The following is a 21,377-nucleotide window of genomic DNA, read 5'->3' as shown; positions in this document are numbered from 1 at the left end:
ACGGATCGAGATCGCAGATTGAGCGCAGTTTGCGCTTTGCGCACCGATGGAAGCGGCGTTAGTTCCGCCATTCCCGATAATCGCGCTTGACCTTATCAACCGCAATCTCTGCGGCGGCATTCAACCAGCCGCGCGGGCGTTTCCCAAGGTCGGCCTGCAGCGCCTTGATCGGCACTGAACCAGCCGCGTGGACCGACGCCACGTCGAAACCCATCGCCCGGAGCAGATTGAGGTGCATTTTCTTGCCGGCGTCAGCGCCCAGTTCGATCTTTTGGGAATCGGCAGCGATGCGCCGAAAGACGAATTGATGGCGCGCGTCGAGAAACGGATCCGGCGCGCGATATCGGCTGCTTGCCAACGCAAGGAAATTCGATTTCCGGGACTTTCCCGGATCGTTGGCCCAATACCACGCCGAGGGCACCAGCGCCTTGGCCTCACGTAACACCTGGCCGCCGCGCCAATAGCCGACCGCAACGTAGCGCGGCCGTCCGAGGCTGCCGCCACCCTTATGGAGCAGGCGGCACAATCGAATGCTCTCTTTGTCTGTGCCGTTGGGCAGGCTTTCGATCAGCGCCCTGGCGATTCTGGGCGGCGGCGCGTATTCCTTATAGCTATCGACGTCGTTCCAGAATTTCTTCGGCTTGCCTTTCGCGGGCTCGGCATAGGGTCGCAACCAAGTTTGGCCCTCGAAAAGCAGGGTCGGCTGTGGGTCTTCGAGGCCCTCGCGATAGCCCTTGAGCACGGCGTTGGCGGCGTGCCTGGGGTCGATCGCCGGATGCGGCGCAAGCTGAATGCTGGTCACAAGCCGGACCAGATCGAGCACATAGGGCATCACGGCGGCTTCATCGAAGTCGTTGACGCCCCAGACCAGACGCCCGTCGGCGTCGCGCCAGGTCCCGAAATTCTCCAGATGCAGATCACCGATCGCAAGCAGCTGCGGTGCGTCCATCAGCTGCGGGCACCAGTCGCCGATTTTTCTGGCCCAGCGGAAATAGGTCGCCCGCAAGAAGATGAAGGGACTCTTTTTCATCCGGCGGTGCTTGTAGGCGATGTCGTTTTTGACGATGTCGCACTGCTTGGCCAGCCAGGCCTCGTAATCCCTGTTGTCCTTGCGGAATGACATTGCAGCCCCTTACGGTTCGGCCGCTCGCCATTCGGCACGCCGATCAAGGCATCCTACCGCTGGATGTGTGGCTGTAAAACCTCGCGGAAGGGAGTCTACCGCCGCCTTCAATCCGGCTTCAATCCGCCTTGGCGCGTGCGCGGGACGGCATGATCCGGAAATCGCGGTTATCCCTGAGCCAGCCTGCGCGTTCGTCGCGCAGCAAGGTGCGGCGGACCTTGCCGGAATCGTCACGCAGGCCGACGGTGACGGCCTCAAAGCTTTCCGGGTGCTTGTAGCGGCTGAGCCGGTCGGCCAGGAACGCGGCCATGCCGTCGGCAACGGCCTGCGCGTCCGTGCTGCCGTCGAGTTCGAGGATCGCGTGCACGCGCTGACCGAATTCCGGATCGGGGAGTCCGACGACGACACAGGAGCGCACCTCGGGATGTTCCGTCACCGCGGCCTCGACTTCCGCCGGATAGATGTTCGCACCGCCGCGCAGGATCATGTCGGCGAGGCGATCGCCGAGATAAAGATAGCCTTCCGCATCCAGCCTTCCGATGTCGCCGAGCGATTCCCAGCCGTCGGCGCGGCGCTTCGGCTCGGCGCCGAGATAGTGATAAGTAGAGCCCGCGCCGTCATTGGGCAGGAAATAGATTTCGCCGGTCTCGCCGGTGGCGACCTCGTTGCCGTCTTCGCCGATAATGCGCAAACGCGCGGTCTCGCCGATCTTGCCGACCGAGCCGCGGTGTTCGAGCCATTCAACGCCCGATATGATCGTGGCGCCCTGTGCTTCGGTACCGCCATAGAGTTCGTAGATGCGCTCGGGCCCCAGCCACTCGATCCATTTTTCCTTCAGCCATGGCGGCATCGGCGCGGCCATGTGAAACACGACCTGCAGGCTCGACAAGTCGTAGCGGTTGCGCACCGCGTCGGGCAGCACCCAGATCCGGTGCATTATGGTGGGCACGAAATTAACCCACTGTACCCGGCTGGCCTCGATCAGGCGCAAGCATTCCTCGGCGTCGAATTTGACGAGGCCGGTGACGCGTCCGCCGTTGAACAGCGCGGTGTGCGAAACGATGAAGGGGGCGTTGTGGTAGAGCGGGCCGGGATTGAGCAGGGAAGCGCCGAGTGGCATGCCGAGCGCCGCCGGTCCGGCGGTATCGACCACGGCGGGCTTGTGATCGAGGATCACTTTCGGCCGGCCGGTCGAGCCGCCGCTGGTCATCGCCTTCCAGTAGCGCGCCACCGGGTTGTCGATTGGTTCGTCGGAGAAGCCGTCCGGCACGAAATCGGCGGGCAGTGAATTGGGCGCGCTCCAGTCCGGCTGGCCGCCGACCACCAGCGACGGCTTGAGAATGTCGAGCACGGCTGCGGCTTCGCCGCGCGGCAGCCGCCAGGTCAGCGACGTCGGCGTCGCGCCGCATTTCCACACCGCAAAGGTGGTCTCGAAAAACACATTGCTGTTGGGTAGCCCGATGGCGACGAAATCGCCGGGCTTCACACCCTTGGCAGCGAAGGCGCGCGCGCGTCGGTTGGCGTTGCGCTCGAGCTGCTCCCAGGTGATGGCATCGGCGCCATGACTGACCGCAATCGTGTCTTTCGGTTTCCGTTCGGCATACCAGCGTGGCACGTCAGCGATGGGAATGAGCATGGGCGTTTCCGTTGGGGCGTTGATGCCGCTCTTGTGTTTCTGCGGGTGTCTCAAAGCTATCGTGACAGAATTGCGAAGGGGAGTGAAGAGACAGCTTGCCTGCGCTACTGATGCCGCCCCGCGGCGCGGACGATAGCCACTCGCGTGAAGATTATTCCAGTCAGCAGGTGGATGAGCTGGAGGTCTTTGAATGCCGCCAGCAGCTATGCGTGGAGGTCGACAAGGATCAACAAGATGCTGGTTGCCAATCCCACCACCGGAACCCACATCGGCACGAGGAACACACCCGACGGGGGCGTCGCCTCCGTGGCCTTGATCCGGATGAGAGCGAGATTTACGAACGCAAAGATTCCGAGCGTAAGCCGCGACGTCCATTCGGCCAGTCCCGTCAGAGGGACACCGAGCGCCAGTATCAGGATGGCCGCAATCCCGAAGCCGGTCGCGATAACCGGCGCGCCGCTCCTGCGATTTACCGTCGCGAGGAATGATGGAAGATTTCCCTGACCAGCGAGGCCATAGAGCACGCGCCCGATCATGATCATATGGACGATGATTCCGTTGACGGTCGCGACGATTGCGATTGCGCTCAGCACGTGCAGCGGAAGTCCGGTCAAGCGCTGAAAGACCAGCGCAAGAGGGGCCGACGATCTCGCCAGCTCCGCCGGCGGCACGGCGGTAACGGCGATCCAGGCCACCGAGGCATACAGAACCGCGGTGACCGCGAGCGTGATGAACAGAGCCCAGGGCAACGTGCGCCGTGGATTCTTCATTTCCTCGGAAATGTTCACCAGATGCTCGAAGCCGATGAACGCAAATACGGCAAGCAGGGTCGTTTGCGCGACGCCGGTCCAGGCCGTCAGATCGTCGACGGCAGGCCATAGTTCCGGCAATCGCGAGATCAGGGGACCGCTGTCGAAGAGACTCGCTGCAACGATGAGCAGCAGCCCGCCAATTTCAACCACCGTCATCAATCCCGCAAAGCTGATCGACTGCACGGCGGAGAGGCACGCAATGGCGCCCATTGTCACCACGACGGCGGCGATGATGTAGGACGCTGGAAGCGGAATGAATACACCGAGGTATCCGGCGCTCCCAACACTTATGGTTGCTCCAGAAATGGCGGCAGCGCCGACGACGAGCAATCCCACCGCACCGCTGAGCCATTTCCTATTGAATGCGGCCTGGACGTAAGCGGCCTCGCTCGCCGCGACCGGCATCCGGGTGCCCAACTCGGCAAACGACGCCGCGGTCAATCCCATGACGAACGCGGCGGCAATAAACGCCAACGGCGCGTGCATGCCGCTCCGTCCGGCGGCCGCTCCCACGAGCACATAGATTCCGGCGCCGATCGTCACGCCGAGCCCGTAGAGAACGGCGTGCGTCAGCGTGAGCGATCTGATCAATTGTGGGCGATTAGGTCGTATATTCTCGGAAAACAGTCTCTGACCGTCTGCATCGGTTCTCGCGTCTTGCATGGTCGCTCGTCAATGCGAGAACAAATGGGAAGCGTTGGTTTCGGGAGAACCCATCGGACGGCGGTTGCTGTCGGGCGATCCGCGATAATCGTCTTACGGATCCAGCTCGGTGTCCCAATAAAGATAATCCAGCCAGCTATCGTGCAGATAGTTCGGCGGAAACAATCGCCCGTTGCGATGCAATTGATGCACCGTTGGCGCGAATGGCGCTTGCCGCGGAAACATCCGCGCCTGCTGCGGCGTCAGATTGCCCTTGCGCAGATTGCACGGCGAGCAGGCGGCGACCACGTTTTCCCAGGTGGTCTGGCCGCCCTTGCTGCGCGGGATGATGTGATCGAAGGTGAGGTCGTCATGCGCGTGGCAGTACTGGCAGACGAAGCGGTCGCGCAGGAAGACGTTGAACCGGGTGAAGGCGGGATGCGTGGTCGGTTTGACGAACGACTTCAGCGACACCACGCTCGGAAGCTGGATCTCGAAGCTCGGGCTGTGCACCGCGCGATCGTAATGCTCAACGATGTTGACGCGATCGAGAAACACCGCCTTGATCGCGTCCTGCCACGACCAGAGAGACAGCGGGTAGTAACTCAGCGGCCGGAAATCCGCGTTCAGCACCAATACCGGCCAACCGCCTTGCGAGACATGTGCGTTCAAGTAACGCTCCTGACCCCCATGTTAGCTGCGAAGCAGCATGCGCCTTGCATACTACAGGCAGCGTGACGGGATTGTGAAGAGCGTTCCGGGGCTTATCCGCCGCTGCCACCGTTCCGCCCGGATTTGCAACATGGCCGTGAAGACCGCTAAACCGGACCGACAGGCATTGTTCAGCGGCTGGCGGACCCCAGGAATGGCCACCCCTTCACGTTATCTTGAGGCGCCGCGCCGGTTGCGGGCGTTCGTTCGCGCCCATGAAACCAGCCTGGTGGTCCTGGCGGCGATGATCGGAACCATTGGCGGGCTAGTGGTGCTGGCGATGAGCGTGGCGGTGGCCGCCCTGCACGCGCTGCTGTTCAATATCAGCATGACGGAGCGGCTTTCCAGCCAGCCGAGCATCGAGACGCTGCGAGCCGTGCTGGTTCCAAGTCTCGGCGGCTTGCTGCTGGGGGTGGCCCTCCTGCTGCTGCTGCGCTGGCGGCCCGCGCGCGAGATCGATCCGATCGAGGCCAACGCCCTCCACGGCGGGCGGATGTCGTTTCGCGGCAGCGTCATCGTGGCATTGCAGACCACCTGGTCCAGCGGGGTCGGGGCGTCGGTCGGCCTTGAAGCGGGATACACCCAGCTTGCGAGCGGCCTTGCCGCTTCGCTCGGCCGTGGATTTCACCTGCGTCGCGCGGACCAGCGCATCATGGTCGGCTGCGGAGCGGCGGCTGCGATCTCGGGCGCGTTCGGCGCTCCGCTCGCCGGCGCCTTCTATGCTTTCGAACTTGTGATCGGGGGCTATACGTCGGCCGGCCTGACGCCGGTCGGCGTCGCCGCGGTGGCGGGCTATTTTGTCACCCATGGATTTGAAGCGCTGTCGCTCGGCATCAGCGTCGGTCCGGTCGGCAACGTGGTCGGGCGCGATCTTGCGGTTGCCGCGCTGCTCGGCGTTCTGGCGGCGTTGTTCGGTATCCTCATAATGCGCGGCGTGGCGTTATGCGAGATGGGGCTTGCGAAAACCCGTCTCTGGCCGCCGCTGCGTCCGGCGCTCGGCGGCCTCGGGGTCGGTCTGCTCGCGCTGCTGACGCCGCAGGTAATGTCGTCGGGGCATGGCGCACTGCATTTTTCCGGCCTCGTCTCGCTGCCGTTGCAGATCATCGCCGGCGTTTTCGTCCTGAAGGCGCTGGCTTCGATTATCTCGCTCGGCTCCGGCTTTCGCGGTGGATTGTTCTTCGCCACGCTGTTGATGGGGGCGCTCGGCGGCCGCCTGTACGCCGCCGGCGTCGATTGGGTCTGGCCGGGTCTTGCGCTGGATCCCAATGTCTATGCCGTGATCGGGATGAGCGCGCTGTCGGCGTCCGTGATCGGCGGCCCGCTGACGATGTCGTTCATCGCACTGGAATCGACCGGCAATCTTTGGCTCACCACGGTCGTGCTGGCCGCGGTCATCATCTCCACCCAGATCACCCGCGAATTGTTCGGCTACTCCTTTGCGACCTGGCGCCTGCATCTGCGCGGCGAGACCATCCGCAGCGCCGCCGATGTCGGCTGGATCCGCGATCTCACGGTGCGGCGCCTGATGCGGCCGGATGTCGCCACGGTCGACGCCGGTATCGGGATCGAGGACTTCCGGGTGAAATTTCCGCTGGGATCGAAAACGCAAGTCGTCGCGGTCGACGCCACCGGGCGCTATGTCGGGTTGGCGCTGGTCGCCGAAGCGCACGCACCGGATATCGATGCCGCGCGCGGCCTTATCGGCATCCTGCATCATCGGGAGGTCGTGCTGCATCCGGTCATGAACATTCAGGAAGCCATCGCCGTCTTTGACGCCGCTGAAGCGGAATCGCTGGCGGTGGTCGAAGCCGACGGCGAACGCCGGCCGGTCGGGATTCTCACCGAGGCCCATGCCATGCGGCGCTACGCGGAAGAATCCGACAAGCGCAGGCGGGAGGCGATCGGCGAGCTTTGAAAGCGGCGGTCTGGATGGCTTCGCCGCTCTCGGTCCTCTGAGGTTCCTATGCTAAATCTTCTCCAGCTTCTGCAGGCAGCGGCTCACCCGAACCTCCGGCGGCATCGGGGTGTCCGGAAAGCTGGTCTTCCAGTCGGTGACGCCGACTTCGCCGATATAGATGTCGCCCTTCGAGTCCATCGCGATGCCGTGCGGCGCGAGGAATTTGCCGGCCTCCAGCCCCGGACCGTTCTCGCCGCCAAGGCGGGCGATCCGTTTGCCTTTTGAATCGACGATCGAAAGCCGCGGGCCGAGATTGGGCACCTTGCGGTTGACCGCCATGCCGGGGCCGAGCTCGCCGACAATGAAGGTCGGCTGCTTGCCGCCGCAGCAACACAGCGCGCAGGGCCGGTGCAGAAAGTTCCACTGCGTCTCGTACTTGCCGTTGCCGTCGAACACCTGCACGCGGTGGTTTTCGCGGTCGGCGACATAGACCCAGCCGTCGGCATCGGTGGCGATGTTGTGGACGATGTTGAACTGGCCGGGATCGGTGCCGGGCTCGCCCCAGGTTTTCAGCAATTTTCCGTCCGGCGAGTATTTGTGGACACAGGCATTGCCGTAGCCGTCGGAAACATAGATCTCGCCCTTCGGCGACAGCGCGGTATGCGTGCAGCGGTGGAACGGCTCGCCGCTCATGAACGGTGCGGGCTTGTTCGGGATGCCGATCGTCAGCAGCACCTTGCCGTCGGTCGTACACTTGCGCACGGTATGGTCGCCGTCATCGGTACAGTACAGATTGTCGTCGGCGTCGATATGCAGGCCGTGGGCGCGGTTGAACAGGCCTTCGCCCCAGCTGGTGATGAAATTGCCCTCGCGATCCAGCACCACCATCGGATGGTCGCCGCGGTTGAAGACATAGATGCGGTCCTTGCTGTCGACCGCGACCGAAGCGGCATCGGTTAAACTCCACCCGTCCGGCAGCTTCGCCCAATTTTCGACGACTCGGTAACGATGCTCGCCCGAGCCGAGAATCGCCGGCATGTGTTTCCCCCTGATGTGACGTCTTTAGCCAAGTGTCGCAGAGGCCGCTTCGGATCGCGAGCGGATTTTGCGCAGGGCCGCCATGACCCATTGCGGATCAGCCGCCGTGACCTAGGTACTTGGTAGACTCGAGCGGGCGGAATGCCCGCCCCGATCGAAGATGAACTCGGACGCTACCGCTCGAGCCCACACCGTCTCGCGGAGGTACGGATCAATGCGCAGCATTACGTTTATCCTCGCTCCGGCCATGCTCCTTGCCAGCAGCGCTGTTGCCGGTGCCGCCGAAGCCGTCCCGCCGTCTCCGGTCAAAATTGCGGTCTTTCCGTTCGAACTGGTGGATTTCAGCGCTGCGGCTCCCTACGTCCCCGCCGACGACATCGACCGCGAGCAATTGCGGCATTCGACGGAAGAAGCTCGACGGCTGATCGCGGAATCCGGACGCTACCAATTGGTCGACACTGGCACCGCAAACGAGCAAATTGCCAAGGCGGGACAATTGCGCGACTGCGAAGGCTGCGAAGCCGGGATCGCCGCCGGGCTTGCCGCAGATCAGTCCATGATCGGGATCGTCACGCGGATCACGCGAACGGAATACGCAGTGACCTATAAAATTCGCGATGCCCGATCCGGCGGGCTGGTCGACGTCCAGCAGACCGACCTGCGCATGGGCGCCAATGTAGCATGGAGCCGTGGGGCGCGCTGGTTGATCCAACGACGTCTGCTGGAACGGCCGCAATAGCCTGCGCCCGCAAGGCCAGGTCGAAGAGGAACCCATCCTGATGAAAGCGCCGATGACGCTGGCGTCAGCGCGGCAGCAAGCGCTCCTCGATCGCCTTGATCTGCAGCGCCAAGTGTTTTGAACCGATGCGGCATTGCGCGAGGCCGCCGGCGATCAGCCAGAGGCCGGGCTGGCCGGTGCGGGTGTACATGTTGCGTAGTTCCTGCTCGTCGCCGAATCCCCATATCGTGCCGACACGTTTCTGCACTGTCTCGCCGAACAGCTTGCGCACCAGTTCTTCCTGGCGCTTGTAGCCGGTGGCCAGCACCACGAGGTCGGCGGCAATGGTCTCGCCGCATTTCATCCTCGCCCCGTCGGCCGTGAACGTGTCGAGATCGGCGAATTGCTTCAGCGCGATATCGCCTTTGACGATCAGATCGGAGCAGCCGACGTTGAAATAATAGCCGCCGCCGCGGGTGAGATATTTGAACTGCCAGCCGGTATTGTCTTCGCCGAAATCGAGCTTGAAGCCGACGCGCTCCAGGCCGTCGAGCAATTCCTGGTCGAGCGCTTTGGATTTTTCCGCCGTCAACGCGTGGCTCTTGCGCGCCAGCTTGAGCGGCATCGAGGTCGCGATCAAATCGTTATCCTCCAACGTGCCCTCATTGTAGGGCGCGTAGACCAGTTGCGCCGATGGCTCGATGCTGACCACCAGCGTCGACGAGCGCTGGAACAGCGTGACCTGAGCGCCGCTCGAATGCAGGTCCTGCGCGATGTCGTGGCCGCTATTGCCGGTGCCGATCACGATGGCGCGCTTGCCCTTCCAGTTCTCGCCGTCGTCATACTGGCTGGAATGCATCACCTTGCCGGCGAAATCCTTCAGCCCCGCAATCTCAGGAACGCTTGGAATGCCGCTGACGCCGGTCGCCAGCACGACATGGCGCGGATGCATGGTGCGCCTGGCGCCGGCGCGGCGCAGCGTCACCGTCCAGCGGCCTTCCTCCTCGTCATAACTGCCGCCTTCGAACTCGGTCTCGGTCCAGAAATTCAGCTCCATGGCCTCGACATAGGCTTCGAACCAGTTGGCGAGCTTGTCCTTTGGAATGTAGGTCGGCCAGTTCGGCGGGAAATGCAGATAGGGCAAATGGTTGACCTGCACCTGATTGTGCAGCGTCAACGCATGGTAGCGCTTGCGCCAGTTGTCGCCGATACGCTGCTCGCGATCGACGATCAGCGTATCGACGTTCAACTGCTTCAGCCGCGCGGCGATGGAGAGGCCGGATTGGCCGCCGCCGATGACGAGGACGGTCGGATCGCGGTCGGCATAGCCGGCCGAGGCGTTGCGCAGGTCGAGCCAGTTCGGCCCGCGAAAATCGCGCGAATAGGCATTGCCGCGTGGCCGGTTGACACCGAGCTGTTCCTCAAAACCCTTCAGCTCGCCAAGCTCGGTCAAGAGCGTCCAGGCCTTCAGGCGATTGCCGTCGTCCGCATCGGGGATCAGGCGGATGATACCGTTGCCGCGCCCGACCTCGGTCTCGAACTTGAAGATGGCCTCGATGGCGTTGGTGCCGGCGCGCATCACCCTGCGCGGCGCGGCGCGATCGGGGGCGATGGCAAAGCCGCTCGGCGCCATGTTGCGGGCCAGCGGCGGCAGCGCCTTCAGGATCGCGTCTCTGCCGTTCACCGTCTGGATGTTCCAGCTCAACGCCAGCACGTCGCGCCAGTAGCTGTCGGGGTGGAACAGTGACTTCAGCAGGGCTTCATCGGCGTTTCCGAGCGCTTCCTCGAACTGCGCAAGCCAAGTGTCGGCGGCTACCGAACTGTCGTCCGTCCTGTCGAGCATGGGCGTTTCCCATCACGTGCCGTCTCCGCGGCGTTTCCCTGTCTAAGGAGCCTATACCTATTCGGGACGGCGCAGAACGGGCGTGAGGAGATATCGGTTATTCCGATAGCGACAGGATCAACCCCTGATCCGGCGGGACGCGGCCGTTGAGGGTGTCGAGATAGCCGCGTTGAACTGCCGCAGGCCCATGGCCTTCGCGCACGTCCATCCATCGGTCCAGATTCGGGACGAAGGTGGACCACGCCGCGCCAAACCGCAAGTCGACGCCGCCCGGTCCCCATTCCTTGGCGCGCTTGCGGATATGGTCCGGCGCGAAGAAAAACTTGGGCTTGGCGCCCGGCAGGAGCTGCTCCGGTTCATCCGGCGATGACTTGCGATGGGTGAGCCCAATGATTCCGCTGTACTTCATTTGCTCGCCGAAGTGCCGGTGCAGCGTCGCACGTAACGGGCTGTTGCCCGCCATATCGACATACGCGACCGCCGACCTCGTCGGCAGCGAGCTAACGTTGTCATAGGTCACGACCTCGTCGTAGCAGCCCAGCGATTTGACGAAGTCGGCATTTCCGGCCGACGTCAGGCCTATCACCTTGATGCGCCGCGCATGCACGAGATGGGCGAGCCCATAGGCCGTCTTGCTCGAGGCAGAGGAGAGCATCACGCTTTTCGCGCCATAGAATTCATTCTCGGCGAGGAAGTCGTCGACCAGGAATGACAGCATGAACAAAGGCCGCAGCAGCGCCTGATAGTCGCCCTGCTTGCCTTCGAACGCCGGGTCGCCGCTGACGCGCACATAGGCGTTGTAGACCGGCGCCACGCCCTGCCGGTGCGCGGCGGCGTCGCGCAGGCCGCGCTTGGAGACATCGGCGGCTTCGATCACGAGATGCGTCGCCATCGGGAAATAGCCGAACAGCGTTTCGCCAGCGGCAATCCCGGGATGCTTGGAGGCAACCACCTCGCCAAATCCCCATACCGGAACGTTGCCGAAACCTTCGGGCGCCGGGAATAGCTGCCAATACTTCAGGTGATCGCCCAGCACCGCGTAAGTAATGTTGTTGGCGGTGAAGGCGAAGCGCGTGACCTTCACCAGCAGCGCCTGGTCAGGCAGCGCGGCCGCTTCGGGCAGTTGCGTTTCGATCACCTTGCATTGCTGCAGATCGTTGCGGGCGACGACGAAATCGGTGGATGGCATTGTTTCGATCCCTGCATCTTCACATGCAGCGATCTTTGCGCCGTCCGATGACCGTTTTGCAACAGCAAAGACGTTTAAAACGCTGTTCGATTGTTCGTCATTGCGAGCGAAGCGAAGCAATCCACCTTTCCGCACGGGGATAGATGGATTGCTTCGTCGCTTCGCTCCTCGCAATGACGTGGAGGGTACGGAGAGCAATCTTTCACGCGATCGCGCGCAGCCTGCCATCGGCATGCAGATCGCGCAGCTTGCGCTTGAAAATCTTGCCGGTGGCTTCGCGCGGCATTGCGTCCATGAACTGGATGTCCTTTGGCACCTTGAAGTTGGCGAGCCGTCCGCGCAAGAATTCCTGCACCGCGGCCGGGGATAGCGCCGCATCCGCCTCCGGCTCGATGCAGGCAAACAGCCGTTCGCCGAATTCGTCGTCGGGGACACCGAACACCGCGCAGTCGCGCACGCCATCCATGCCGATCAGCGCGTTCTCGATCTCGGCCGGATAGATGTTGACGCCGCCCGAGATCACCATGTCGCGCTTGCGGTCGCACAGGAACAGATAGCCGTCCGCGTCGAGGTAGCCGACGTCGCCGACGCTGACGAGGCCGTCGCGGCCGGCCTCGGCGCGCGCCTCGGCCTTGCCGTGGTAGTCGAAATCCGGCACCGACATCTGCCGCATGAAGATCTCGCCGGGCTCGTTGACGCCGCACGGCTCACCGTCGGGACGGAAGATTTTGACAATGCCGCCGTCGATGGCGCGGCCGACGGTGCCGGGTTTTGCGAGTGCCTCCTCGGCCGAATGCCACACCGGAATGCCGGTCTCGGTCGAGCCGAAATATTCGTTGATGACCGGCCCCCACCATTCGATCATGGCGCGCTTGACCTGCGGCGGGCAGGGCGCGGCGCCATGCACGATGAAGCGCAGCGACGACAGATCGTAGCGGCGCTTGATTTCATCCGGCAGCCGCAGCAGGCGGACGAACATCGTCGGCACCATGTGCATGTGGGTGACGCGATGGCGTTCGATCAGCTGCAGCATGTCTTCGGGATCGAAGCGCGGTTCGAGCACGATTGTGCAGCCGCTGCGGAACGCCAGCATGCCGTAGGAATTCGGCGCCGAGTGATACATCGGGCCGTTCATCAGGATCACCTGGTCCTCGTTCGGCTTGACGCCATAGGCAATGCCGCCGACGCGCGCCGAGGCGGCAGCCTGTTCCGGCGTCATCGGCTTGCGGCGCACGCCCTTGGGCAGGCCGGTCGTGCCCGACGTGTAGAACATCGGTGCGCTGCCGATCGGGGCGTCCCGCGACGGCGCATGCGTGTCGCGCCAAATATCCCAGTCGGTCATGCCGTCGGGGACTTGCGTCAGCGAAGGTGCAACATTGAACGCCGCGGCGATTTCCGGCGGCGTCGCCACCACCAGCAGCCGCACATCCGCGGGCAGGCCGTGGCGAATCTGCGGCAGCAGGTCGGCGTGGCAGACCAGCACTTTGGCGCCGCTGTCGGCCAGGATGTAGGCGACTTCCTCGGCCTTCAGATGCCAGTTGATCGGCACCACTGGGCTGCCCAGCGCCGCCGCCGCGCCCGCGACTTCGAAGAACGCAAAATCGTTGCGCAGCATCATGCCGACCGGCACGCCGCCGACGCCGAACGCCCTGAAGCCCGCCGCCGCTCGTGCGATGCGGGCGTGGATCTCGGGATAGCTGATCTGGCGTTCACCGCCGATGATTGCTGTCATTTTTCCTCTTGGTTGCTTTAGCGGTCGTCCAGAATTTCGCCGAAGCCGACCCAGCTCTTGCCGTCGAAGCGGCGCAGCCGCAATTGCTGGAACGGCAAATAATCGTCGGCAGCGGTCGATACGGTGATGCCCGGCAACAGCAGCGGCAGCGGCACCTCGCGCAGCGACGCTGCCTGTTTCATGATGCTCTCGCGGCTGAGATCGTCCTTGCAGGCCACCAGAACTTTCACCATGAGATTCGCATAGTGATAGCCGGCAGCATAGTTCGAATTGGTCAAATCCGCATTCGGCAGATACTGCTTCATGAAGGCGAAATATTCCTTCACGCCGGGGTCATTGGCCCATTGAACGTCCAGCGTGTCCTTCACGTTGCTGGACGAGATCAGGCCGACGGCATTATCGAGGCCAGCCGGTTCCAGGAACGAGATCGATGACGCCGAGGTCGGCACGAAGAACAGGTCCGGCTTCCAGTTGATCTCGGCAACGCCCTTGATCATCTGCGAGGTGAATTTTCCGAGCACGACGCCGAACATCACGTTGGCGCCCGAGGCCTTCAGCGTCGCAAGCTGGGAGCTGATGGTCGGCGCGCTGGTCTCGTAGCTGGCTTCCGATACGATCATGGTCGCGGCCTTGTCGCCGAGCCCGCGCTTGAAGCCCGCGACATAGTCGCGGCCGAAATCGTCGTTCTGCGCAAGGATGGCAATTTTGGCGTCGGGTTTGGTCTGCAGGATATGCTTGGCATAGACGACGCCTTCGGACTGGTAGGCCGCCATTCCCGGCATGGTCCAGCGGAAATTCTTCGGGTCGGCCCATTTGGTCGCCCCGCTCAGCACGAAGAGTTGCGGCACCTTCTTGCCATTGAGGTAGCGATGCACGGCGTTGTTGGTGGCGGTGCCGAGCGAACCGAACATCAACAGCACTTCTTCCTGTTCGACCAGTTTTCGGGTCTGCTCGACCGTCTTGGGCGGCGAGTACGCATCGTCGAGGCTGATGAACTTGATTTTGCGGCCATTGATGCCGCCTTCGGCGTTGATCTTCTCGAAATAGGCCTCCTGCGCCCGGCCGATGATGCCGAAACCGGAGGCCGGTCCGCTATAGGGCAGCGTCTGCCCGATGCGGATTTCGTCCTTGCCGTCGTCGCCGACAGCCGTGGCGCTTCCGAGCAAAGCGAATGCGATCGTCAATACAGGTCGTGACAGCCTCATTGTTCCCATCCCTCTGTTTTGTTTTTTCGTTGATGCAGGTCGCAGCGCCAATCAGGCGCGCGCCCGCTTTAGGAAGTCGCCGCTGGCCTCAGTGAATTCGGCCTTCAACCGCTCCACCAGTTCGGCCACCGGCGGCGCATCCGCGATCTGGCCGATGCCCTGGCCCGAGCCCCAGATGTCGCGCCATGCCTTGGCCTTGGTGTTGCCGCCGGAGCCGAAATTCATCTTCGACTTGTCGCTTTGCGGCAGATTGTCGGGATCGAGGCCCGCGGCCACGATCGAGGGCCCGAGATAATTGCCGTGCACGCCGGTGAACAGGTTCGAATAGACGATGTCGTGCGCCGCGTGCTCGACCAGCGCCGCCTTGTAGGCCGGATCGGCGTTGGCTTCGGCGGTGGCGATAAAGCGCGTGCCCATGTAGGCCATGTCGGCGCCGAGCGCGAGCGCCGACGCGATACCCCAGCCGTCGGAGATCGCGCCCGACAACAACACGGTGCCCTTGAACCACTGCTTGACCTCGCGCAGCAGCGCGAACGGCGACAGCGTGCCGGCATGGCCGCCGGCGCCGGCGCAGACCAGAATCAGGCCGTCGACGCCATGGTCGGCGGCTTTCCGCGCATGCTTGACGTTGATCACGTCATGAAACACCACGCCGCCATAGGAATGCGCGGCCTCGACGATTTCGATCGGTGGCCGCAGCGAGGTGATGATGATCGGCACCTTGTGCTTTACGCAGGTCTCCATGTCCTTCATCAGCCGGTCGTTGGAGGCGTGGCAGATCTGGTTGACCGCGTAAGGCGCGACCTTCTTCTCCGGATGCAGCGCCTTGTACTCGCCAAGCTCGTTCTCGATCCGGGTCAGCCATTCGTCGAGCTTCCCCACGGGGCGGGCGTTCAGCGCGGGGAACGAGCCGACGATGCCGGCCTTGCACTGGGCGATCACGAGTTCCGGTCCGGAGACGATGAACAGCGGCGAGCCGACCACCGGCAGTTCGAGCGAATTGGCAAGCGAAGCGGGCAGCGGCATCCGTTCCTCCTTTGTCGCGCAAGGCCGGCCAGGCTAGGCGCGCATCCATTGATATTGATTTGAGAGCGTCAGGCCGGGCGAAGGCGCTGACCTGCGCTTGTTATCGTCCATTATAGGGCTGGACGGCGCGCTCCAGTCGTTCAATATTGAACAGGAGACCAATCAGGAATGAACAGTGCGTGCCGCGGCGCGGCGGGGGAAGTCGATGGACTGGGACCTGTGCAAGACCTTCGTCGCGGTGGCCGAGACCCGCAGCTTCGCCGCCGCGGCGCGGCGGTTGCGCTCCAGCCATCCGACGGTCGGCCGCAAGATCGCCGAACTGGAAGGCCAGCTCGGCATTCCCCTGTTCGCGCGCTCCAATGAAGGTCTTTCGCTGACCGCGCAGGGCCGCAAGTTTCGCGAGCATGTCGAGGCCATGGCGGCGGCGGCGCTGCGCGCGGAAGCGGCGGTATCGGCGACGGGGGCGCAGGCGCGCGGCGTCGTCAAGCTGTCGATTGGTTCGACGCTCGCTTCGCACTGGCTGATGCCGAAGCTCGGTCCGTTCCTGCGCGCGCATGACCATATTCAGCTTGAGATCATCACCCATCCCTATCCGGCCAGCGTGCGTCGCCGCGAGGCTGATGTCGTATTGCGGCCGGTGGACAGCGGCGAAGAGAATTTGATCGGGCGCAAGATCGGCCGCCTCGGCACCGGCTTCTACGCCTCGCGCGATTACGCCGCGCGGCGGCGGCTCCCGGAACGGCGTGACGAATGGAAGGACCACAGCGTCATCGGCTTTGCCGACCGATTGTCCAACGAGCGGCTGGCGCGCTGGAGCGACGCGATCACGCGGCAGGGGGCGATGGTGATGCGATGCTCGTCGCAGGGCGACATGCTCGCCGCGGCTCGCGCGGGTCTCGGCATTTCAACGCTGTCCTGCTTTGTCGCGGCCGCCTATCCGGATCTCGTCCGCGTCGCGCCGCAGAAGCTCACCAGCGTGGCGGACCTCTGGCTGCTGGCGCATCCCGATCTGGTCGAACTTCCCGCGGTGCGCGCCGTGATCGACTTCGTCACGGCTTCCGCGCGCGAGGACCGGGTGAGGTTGCGGGGCTGAGCTTGTCGGGAAGCACGCCCTCGCGCTTCTTCAGCACGCGATAATAGCTCCACCACAGATGTGCCGCCGCGCCGCGTAGCGGGCGCCACGGTTCCGCCAGTGGCGTCAATTGCTGGGCGGTCGGGCGGGTCTTCAGGCCAAGCCCGATCTTGATCGCCTCCTGCACCGCGAGGTCGCCGGCCGGCCAGGCGTCGCCATGGCCGAGACAGAACAGCAGATAGACGTCGGCGGTCCACGGGCCGATGCCGGGCAGCGCGGTCAGGGTGTGGTGCGCCGCGTCGGCGTCCTCTTCGGCGAGCACCTCGAGGTTCAGCCGCTCGGCGGCGAGTTCGCGCGCGATATATTTCAGCGTCTTGATCTTGGCGGCCGAAAGCCCCAGCCGGCCGAGGCGGTCGGCGCGGGCCTTGCGGATGACGTCGTGATCGAACGGATCGAACGCCGCCGCCAGCCGCGCCCAGATCGCCGCGGCACTGGCTGTGGATAATTGCTGGCCGCAGACGATCGCCGCGAGACCAGCGAATCCCGGCTCGCGCTGCCGCAGCGCCGGCATGCCCGTCAACTCGAAGATCGGCTTCAGCCGCACGTCCTGCCTGACCAGTGCGAGGACGGCGTCTTCGAGGTCGGACTGGCTGTTGAGGTGGATGGTCATTGCCCCTTAAAACCATCATGTCCCGCGAAAGAGATCAATGCCGCCACCCGTTTTCCGATTTGCCCCGAGCCCGAACGGCTACCTCCATCTCGGCCACGCCTATTCGGCGCTGCTGAATTTCGACCTCGCGCGTCGGGCCGGCGGCCGGTTCCTGCTGCGGATCGAGGATATCGACGCAACCAGGTGCCGGCCGGAATTCGAGGCGGCGATCTACGAGGACCTCGCCTGGCTGGGGATCTCCTGGGAATCGCCGGTGCGGCGACAATCGGAGCATTTTGCGCGCTATCGGGAGGCGGTCGAAAGATTGGCAGGCTTGGGCCTGATCTATCCGAGTTTCGAGAGCCGCGCGGAAATCGCCCGTCTGGTGGCGCAACGCGAAGCCGATGCGCCCTGGCCGCGCGATCCCGACGGGGCGCCGCTCTATCCGGGGGCTGCAAAATCGCTGTCGCCGGACCAGCGCCGGCAGTTGATCGCGCAGGGCACGCCTTACGCGCTGCGGCTCGACATGCAGGCGGCGCTCGCGCGCGTGCAGGAACTGGCCTGGCACGAGAAGGGTGCAGGCCCCGGCGGCGAGAGCGGCGTCGTGGCCGCACAGCCGAAGGCTTGGGGCGATGTCATCCTGGCGCGCAAGGAGACGCCAACAAGCTATCATTTGTCCGTCGTGATCGACGACGCCTTGCAGGGGGTTACCGACGTGGTGCGGGGCAGGGACCTGTTCTGGTCGACGAGCGTGCACCTCTTGTTGCAGCAACTGCTCGGTATCCCGCAACCGGTCTATCGGCATCACCGGCTCATCGAAGATGCGTCGGGACACAAGCTCTCGAAATCGACGCAAGCCACGGCCTTGCGCGAATTGCGTGGGCAGGGGGTCACGCCTGCGGATATTCGCAGCCGCGTCGGCTTGCCCGGCGATGCCCGTAATACTACTGGGAGTTGTTGAAAACGTCTCCGTGACATCCGCCGCAATCGCGTGTCATGCTGGTTGCGGCAGAGGAAGGGGGACCATGGCGGCGAAGCGGCGCTCACGGCGCATTACACGGCCAGTAAAGAAGCGGCCAGCGAAAAAGCGCGTATCCAGGGCCGCGGCAAACGTGCGCGGCGCCCGCAAATTTACTGTCGGCGCCTCCGGTATGGTCGAGACCGCGCTGGCGACGTTTGCGCACGAGGTCCGGACGCCGCTCACAGGCATTCTGGCGATCAGCAACCTGCTCGCGACCTCCGATCTCGACGAGCGCGAACGGCGCTGGGTCGACACCATCAAGGCGGGCGCGGAACACCTGGCGAGCCTCGCAACCCTGTTCGTCGACGCGGCACGCAGCGGCGGCCCCGGGCTCGAGGTGCGGCAGGATTTCTTCGACCTGCGCACGCTCGCCCGCAATGCCGGCGATTCGTTGACCGGGCGTGCGGCGGCCAAGGGCCTGCAGTCGTCGGTCGTTATTTCCGAAAAACTCCCGGGATTTGCGATCGGCGATCCCGTCCGCCTGCGCGCCGCGGTAGAGAACCTGATCGACAACGCCGTGAAATTCACCGAACAGGGCAGTGTCGCCCTCCAGGTCACGCCCCTGCGTAGCCCGAAAGGCAAGGTCGCTGTTGCATTCGAGGTCTCCGACAGCGGGATCGGCCTCACGCTGAGCGAAATCAAACGCCTGTTCCGGCCGTTTTCGCAGGCCAATGTCTCCATTGCATCGCGCTTTGGCGGCGCCGGGCTCGGATTGTCGTCGGTCAAGCAGCTGGCGCGCGCCATGGGCGGCGATGTCATCGTGACGCAACGCCGTGGCGGCGGCGCCACCTTTACCTTCAATGTCGTGATGTCACCGGCAAAGCACGTGGTGACGGCGGCGTCCGGCGCCGATGGCGAGGCATCGATCGGTTCGCCGCGGCCGTTGCGCCTGCTCAGCGTCGAGGACAATCCGTTCGGCCGCGTCGTCCTCAACGCGATCCTGACCGAGCTCGGTCACCAGGCCGAGTTCATCGGCCAGGGCGAGGCGGCGCCAGAGCGGCTTGCGCTCGGCGCATTCGATGCGGTGCTGATGGACATGGTCCTGCCGGGGATCAACGGCATCGAAGCGATCACGCGCATTCGCGCGCTGGAGGCGCCGCTCGGGCGCATTCCGATCATCGGCATATCCGGCCGCAGCGAGGACGAGGCGGCATCGCGCGCCGCCGGCGCCGATATCTTTCTGGTCAAGCCCGTGTCTCCGCGCGCGCTCGCGACTGCGCTGCATGAAGCGACATCCCCTTCGGCAGCTGCGACTTCATGATGGCCGCATTCAGTTCGCCGCCGTAGACGAAAATCGCGGCAATGAAATACAGAAACACCAGCGCGATGATGACCGAGGCAAGCCCCGCATACATCGTCACGTAATTGCTGGCGAAGCGTGCCAGATACTGGCCGAAAACGATGCCCGAGACCAGGGACGCCACCATCGTGAAGACGATGCCCGGAAGGATCTGCAGAAAACTTCGCCGGCCGCAGGGCAGCCAGGCATGCAGGACGAACAGCGCCACCGTCATCGCCGTGATCGTGATGCCGTAGCGGGCGAAAAACAGAAAGCTTTCGTTGTTCTCGACGAAAAACGGAATGTGGCGGCGTGCCGTTTCCAGGATCAGGGGACCGAGCACGATCAGGAACGCCATGGCGAGCGAGGTGAAGGCGGCGACCAGGGTATAGCCGATCGATTCCAGCCGCAGCCAGTACCACGCCCGCGGTTCGACCACCGAATAGGCGCGGTTCAGCGCGACCCGCACCGCCTCGACGCCATTGGAGGCGAAATAGACCGCCAGCAGCGCTCCGACGGTCAGGACGCCGCCGCGCGTCGTGGTCAGCACATCGTGGATTTCGCCTGACAGCGCGTCCGCGACCTGTTGCGGCCAGGTCTGCAGCAACAGCCCCACGGCCCCGTCGGCGAGTTCCTTGGAGCCGAAAAAGCCGGCCAGCGACGTCAGCACGATCAGGAACGGGAACAGCGCCATCAACGTCGACAGCGCGATATGGCTCGCGATCGCCCAGCCGTCATCGGCGAGGAACGTATAGAACGCCTCCATCACGACGAGGTAGACGTAGCGAATAAGCCTCACATCCCACCTCGACCAGGGTACGGCGGTTCGAACCGAAACTAAGGCTAGCTTCTGATATTATTGGGTTAAAAGCCAGATCATCGAGCGGTTGTGCGAAGGGTTATGCGAGGGAATGTGACGTGTGGAAGTCGGCGCTTCGCGGTGTTATGTAGCGCCGATGGCATCCTTTCTAAGTTCGATCGTCCTCCCGATCGCGGTCGCGGCCGTGGCCATCGTGCTGCTGCTCGGCCTCGTCAACATGATGCGGGGCGGCTCGCCGAGCCGGTCGCAGAACCTGATGCGGCTTCGGGTGGTGCTGCAGTTCGTCGCCATCGTCATCACCATGGTCGTGGTCTGGGCGATGGGCAGATAAGGGCACAAAAAGGGAAGCGCCAATGGTCGTACTCAACCGCATCTACACCAGGACCGGCGATGACGGCACCACGGCGCTCGGCAGCGGCGAACGCCGCCCGAAATACGATCTGCGCATCTCGGCCTACGGCACCGTGGACGAGACCAATGCCGCCATCGGCGTGGTGCGGCTGCACCTTGCCGACGCCCGCGAACTCGATGCGATGCTGGGACGGATCCAGAACGACCTGTTCGATCTCGGGGCCGATCTGGCCGTGCCCCAGCGCGACGGCAAGGCCGAGCGGTTGCGGATGCTGTCGAGCCAGGTCGAAAGGCTCGAGCGCGACATCGATAGCCTGAACGAGCATCTGGCGCCCTTGACCTCGTTCGTCCTGCCCGGCGGCACCCCCGCCGCGGCATACCTGCACCTCGCCCGCACCGTATGCCGCAGGGCGGAACGGATCATCGTGGAACTCGCCGCCAACCCTGAGGAGCCGGTTAGCGAGGCCGCAATTCAGTATATGAACCGCCTGTCGGATTTTCTGTTCGTCGCCAGCCGCGCCATGAACGATAATGGGGCCGGAGACGTGTTGTGGGTGCCCGGCCAGAACCGTTAAGGTACCTGTCCGGGGCTGATTTTTGGCTTTCGCGCGTT

General features: G+C 63.9%; 19 protein-coding genes. 7 read left to right on the top strand and 12 right to left on the bottom strand.

Annotated elements, in window-relative coordinates; genetic code table 11:
• Nucleotides 1-58: 58 nt before the first annotated feature.
• The 4 genes from JQ624_RS10785 to JQ624_RS10770 form a co-directional block, all read right to left on the bottom strand.
• Nucleotides 59-1,123, bottom strand: a complete 1,065-nt coding sequence (locus JQ624_RS10785) for a DUF2252 family protein (RefSeq protein WP_212418865.1) — start codon at nucleotides 1,121-1,123, stop codon at nucleotides 59-61.
• Between the two features lie 118 nt (nucleotides 1,124-1,241).
• On the bottom strand, nucleotides 1,242-2,759 hold the full coding sequence (locus JQ624_RS10780) for an AMP-binding protein (RefSeq protein ID WP_212418864.1): 1,518 nt from the start codon (nucleotides 2,757-2,759) through the stop codon (nucleotides 1,242-1,244).
• Between the two features lie 203 nt (nucleotides 2,760-2,962).
• Nucleotides 2,963-4,162 (bottom strand): APC family permease, encoded by a 1,200-nt coding sequence (locus JQ624_RS10775; protein WP_249129686.1) that lies wholly within the window; start codon nucleotides 4,160-4,162, stop codon nucleotides 2,963-2,965.
• Between the two features lie 165 nt (nucleotides 4,163-4,327).
• A complete protein-coding gene (locus JQ624_RS10770) occupies nucleotides 4,328-4,885 on the bottom strand; it encodes an HNH endonuclease (protein ID WP_212418862.1) in 558 nt (185 codons plus the stop codon).
• 193 nt (nucleotides 4,886-5,078) lie between these two features.
• On the opposite strand from JQ624_RS10770, the gene JQ624_RS10765 reads away from it, so the two are divergent.
• The gene (locus tag JQ624_RS10765; RefSeq protein WP_212418861.1) at nucleotides 5,079-6,839 is read left to right on the top strand and encodes a chloride channel protein; all 1,761 of its coding nucleotides are present in this window, start codon (nucleotides 5,079-5,081) and stop codon (nucleotides 6,837-6,839) included.
• A 51-nt stretch (nucleotides 6,840-6,890) separates the two neighbouring features.
• Here the strand turns inward: JQ624_RS10765 and JQ624_RS10760 are convergent, their stop codons facing one another.
• Nucleotides 6,891-7,859 carry a peptidyl-alpha-hydroxyglycine alpha-amidating lyase family protein gene (locus JQ624_RS10760; protein WP_212418860.1) on the bottom strand — a complete coding sequence of 323 codons (969 nt, stop codon included), beginning with the start codon at nucleotides 7,857-7,859 and terminating at the stop codon, nucleotides 6,891-6,893.
• Nucleotides 7,860-8,073: 214 nt separating this feature from the next.
• Here JQ624_RS10760 and JQ624_RS10755 point away from each other — a divergent pair, with 214 nt between their 5' ends.
• On the top strand, nucleotides 8,074-8,598 hold the full coding sequence (locus tag JQ624_RS10755; protein ID WP_212418859.1) for a DUF3280 domain-containing protein: 525 nt from the start codon (nucleotides 8,074-8,076) through the stop codon (nucleotides 8,596-8,598).
• A gap of 64 nt (nucleotides 8,599-8,662) precedes the next feature.
• On the opposite strand, the gene JQ624_RS10750 is transcribed toward JQ624_RS10755, so the two are convergent.
• From JQ624_RS10750 to JQ624_RS10730, 5 genes are all read right to left on the bottom strand, one after another.
• Entirely contained in the window at nucleotides 8,663-10,420 is a 1,758-nt protein-coding gene (locus JQ624_RS10750; protein ID WP_212418858.1) for an NAD(P)/FAD-dependent oxidoreductase, read from the bottom strand.
• Nucleotides 10,421-10,517: 97 nt separating this feature from the next.
• Nucleotides 10,518-11,609 (bottom strand): DUF2855 family protein, encoded by a 1,092-nt coding sequence (locus JQ624_RS10745; protein WP_212418857.1) that lies wholly within the window; start codon nucleotides 11,607-11,609, stop codon nucleotides 10,518-10,520.
• Nucleotides 11,610-11,811: 202 nt separating this feature from the next.
• The gene (locus tag JQ624_RS10740) at nucleotides 11,812-13,341 is read right to left on the bottom strand and encodes an acyl-CoA synthetase (protein WP_212418856.1); all 1,530 of its coding nucleotides are present in this window, start codon (nucleotides 13,339-13,341) and stop codon (nucleotides 11,812-11,814) included.
• 17 nt (nucleotides 13,342-13,358) lie between these two features.
• The gene (locus JQ624_RS10735) at nucleotides 13,359-14,546 is read right to left on the bottom strand and encodes an ABC transporter substrate-binding protein (protein ID WP_212418855.1); all 1,188 of its coding nucleotides are present in this window, start codon (nucleotides 14,544-14,546) and stop codon (nucleotides 13,359-13,361) included.
• Nucleotides 14,547-14,597: 51 nt separating this feature from the next.
• Nucleotides 14,598-15,572: a nitronate monooxygenase family protein gene (locus tag JQ624_RS10730; protein WP_212418853.1), complete on the bottom strand. Its 975-nt coding sequence runs from the start codon at nucleotides 15,570-15,572 to the stop codon at nucleotides 14,598-14,600.
• A 205-nt stretch (nucleotides 15,573-15,777) separates the two neighbouring features.
• Here JQ624_RS10730 and JQ624_RS10725 point away from each other — a divergent pair, with 205 nt between their 5' ends.
• The gene (locus JQ624_RS10725) at nucleotides 15,778-16,665 is read left to right on the top strand and encodes a LysR family transcriptional regulator (protein WP_212418852.1); all 888 of its coding nucleotides are present in this window, start codon (nucleotides 15,778-15,780) and stop codon (nucleotides 16,663-16,665) included.
• Here JQ624_RS10725 and JQ624_RS10720 read toward each other — a convergent pair.
• Nucleotides 16,622-17,314: a DNA-3-methyladenine glycosylase gene (locus tag JQ624_RS10720; RefSeq protein ID WP_212418851.1), complete on the bottom strand. Its 693-nt coding sequence runs from the start codon at nucleotides 17,312-17,314 to the stop codon at nucleotides 16,622-16,624. The two genes, JQ624_RS10725 and JQ624_RS10720, sit on opposite strands and share 44 nt — an antisense overlap.
• A gap of 37 nt (nucleotides 17,315-17,351) precedes the next feature.
• On the opposite strand from JQ624_RS10720, the gene gluQRS reads away from it, so the two are divergent.
• Nucleotides 17,352-18,254: a tRNA glutamyl-Q(34) synthetase GluQRS gene (gluQRS, locus tag JQ624_RS10715; RefSeq protein ID WP_212418850.1), complete on the top strand. Its 903-nt coding sequence runs from the start codon at nucleotides 17,352-17,354 to the stop codon at nucleotides 18,252-18,254.
• A gap of 64 nt (nucleotides 18,255-18,318) precedes the next feature.
• A complete protein-coding gene (locus JQ624_RS10710; RefSeq protein ID WP_212418849.1) occupies nucleotides 18,319-19,575 on the top strand; it encodes an ATP-binding protein in 1,257 nt (418 codons plus the stop codon).
• Here JQ624_RS10710 and JQ624_RS10705 read toward each other — a convergent pair.
• A complete protein-coding gene (locus tag JQ624_RS10705) occupies nucleotides 19,499-20,359 on the bottom strand; it encodes a YihY/virulence factor BrkB family protein (RefSeq protein ID WP_249129716.1) in 861 nt (286 codons plus the stop codon). The two genes, JQ624_RS10710 and JQ624_RS10705, sit on opposite strands and share 77 nt — an antisense overlap.
• A 190-nt stretch (nucleotides 20,360-20,549) precedes the next feature.
• On the opposite strand from JQ624_RS10705, the gene JQ624_RS10700 reads away from it, so the two are divergent.
• Both JQ624_RS10700 and JQ624_RS10695 read left to right on the top strand, forming a co-directional pair.
• The gene (locus tag JQ624_RS10700) at nucleotides 20,550-20,744 is read left to right on the top strand and encodes a twin transmembrane helix small protein (RefSeq protein WP_212418847.1); all 195 of its coding nucleotides are present in this window, start codon (nucleotides 20,550-20,552) and stop codon (nucleotides 20,742-20,744) included.
• 22 nt (nucleotides 20,745-20,766) lie between these two features.
• Nucleotides 20,767-21,339, top strand: a complete 573-nt coding sequence (locus JQ624_RS10695; protein ID WP_212418846.1) for a cob(I)yrinic acid a,c-diamide adenosyltransferase — start codon at nucleotides 20,767-20,769, stop codon at nucleotides 21,337-21,339.
• Nucleotides 21,340-21,377 lie beyond the last annotated feature (38 nt).

The organism is Bradyrhizobium sp. AUGA SZCCT0283 (genome assembly GCF_018130385.1).
Lineage (GTDB): Bacteria > Pseudomonadota > Alphaproteobacteria > Rhizobiales > Xanthobacteraceae > Bradyrhizobium.
This window is presented reverse-complemented; position numbering and strand designations above follow the sequence as displayed.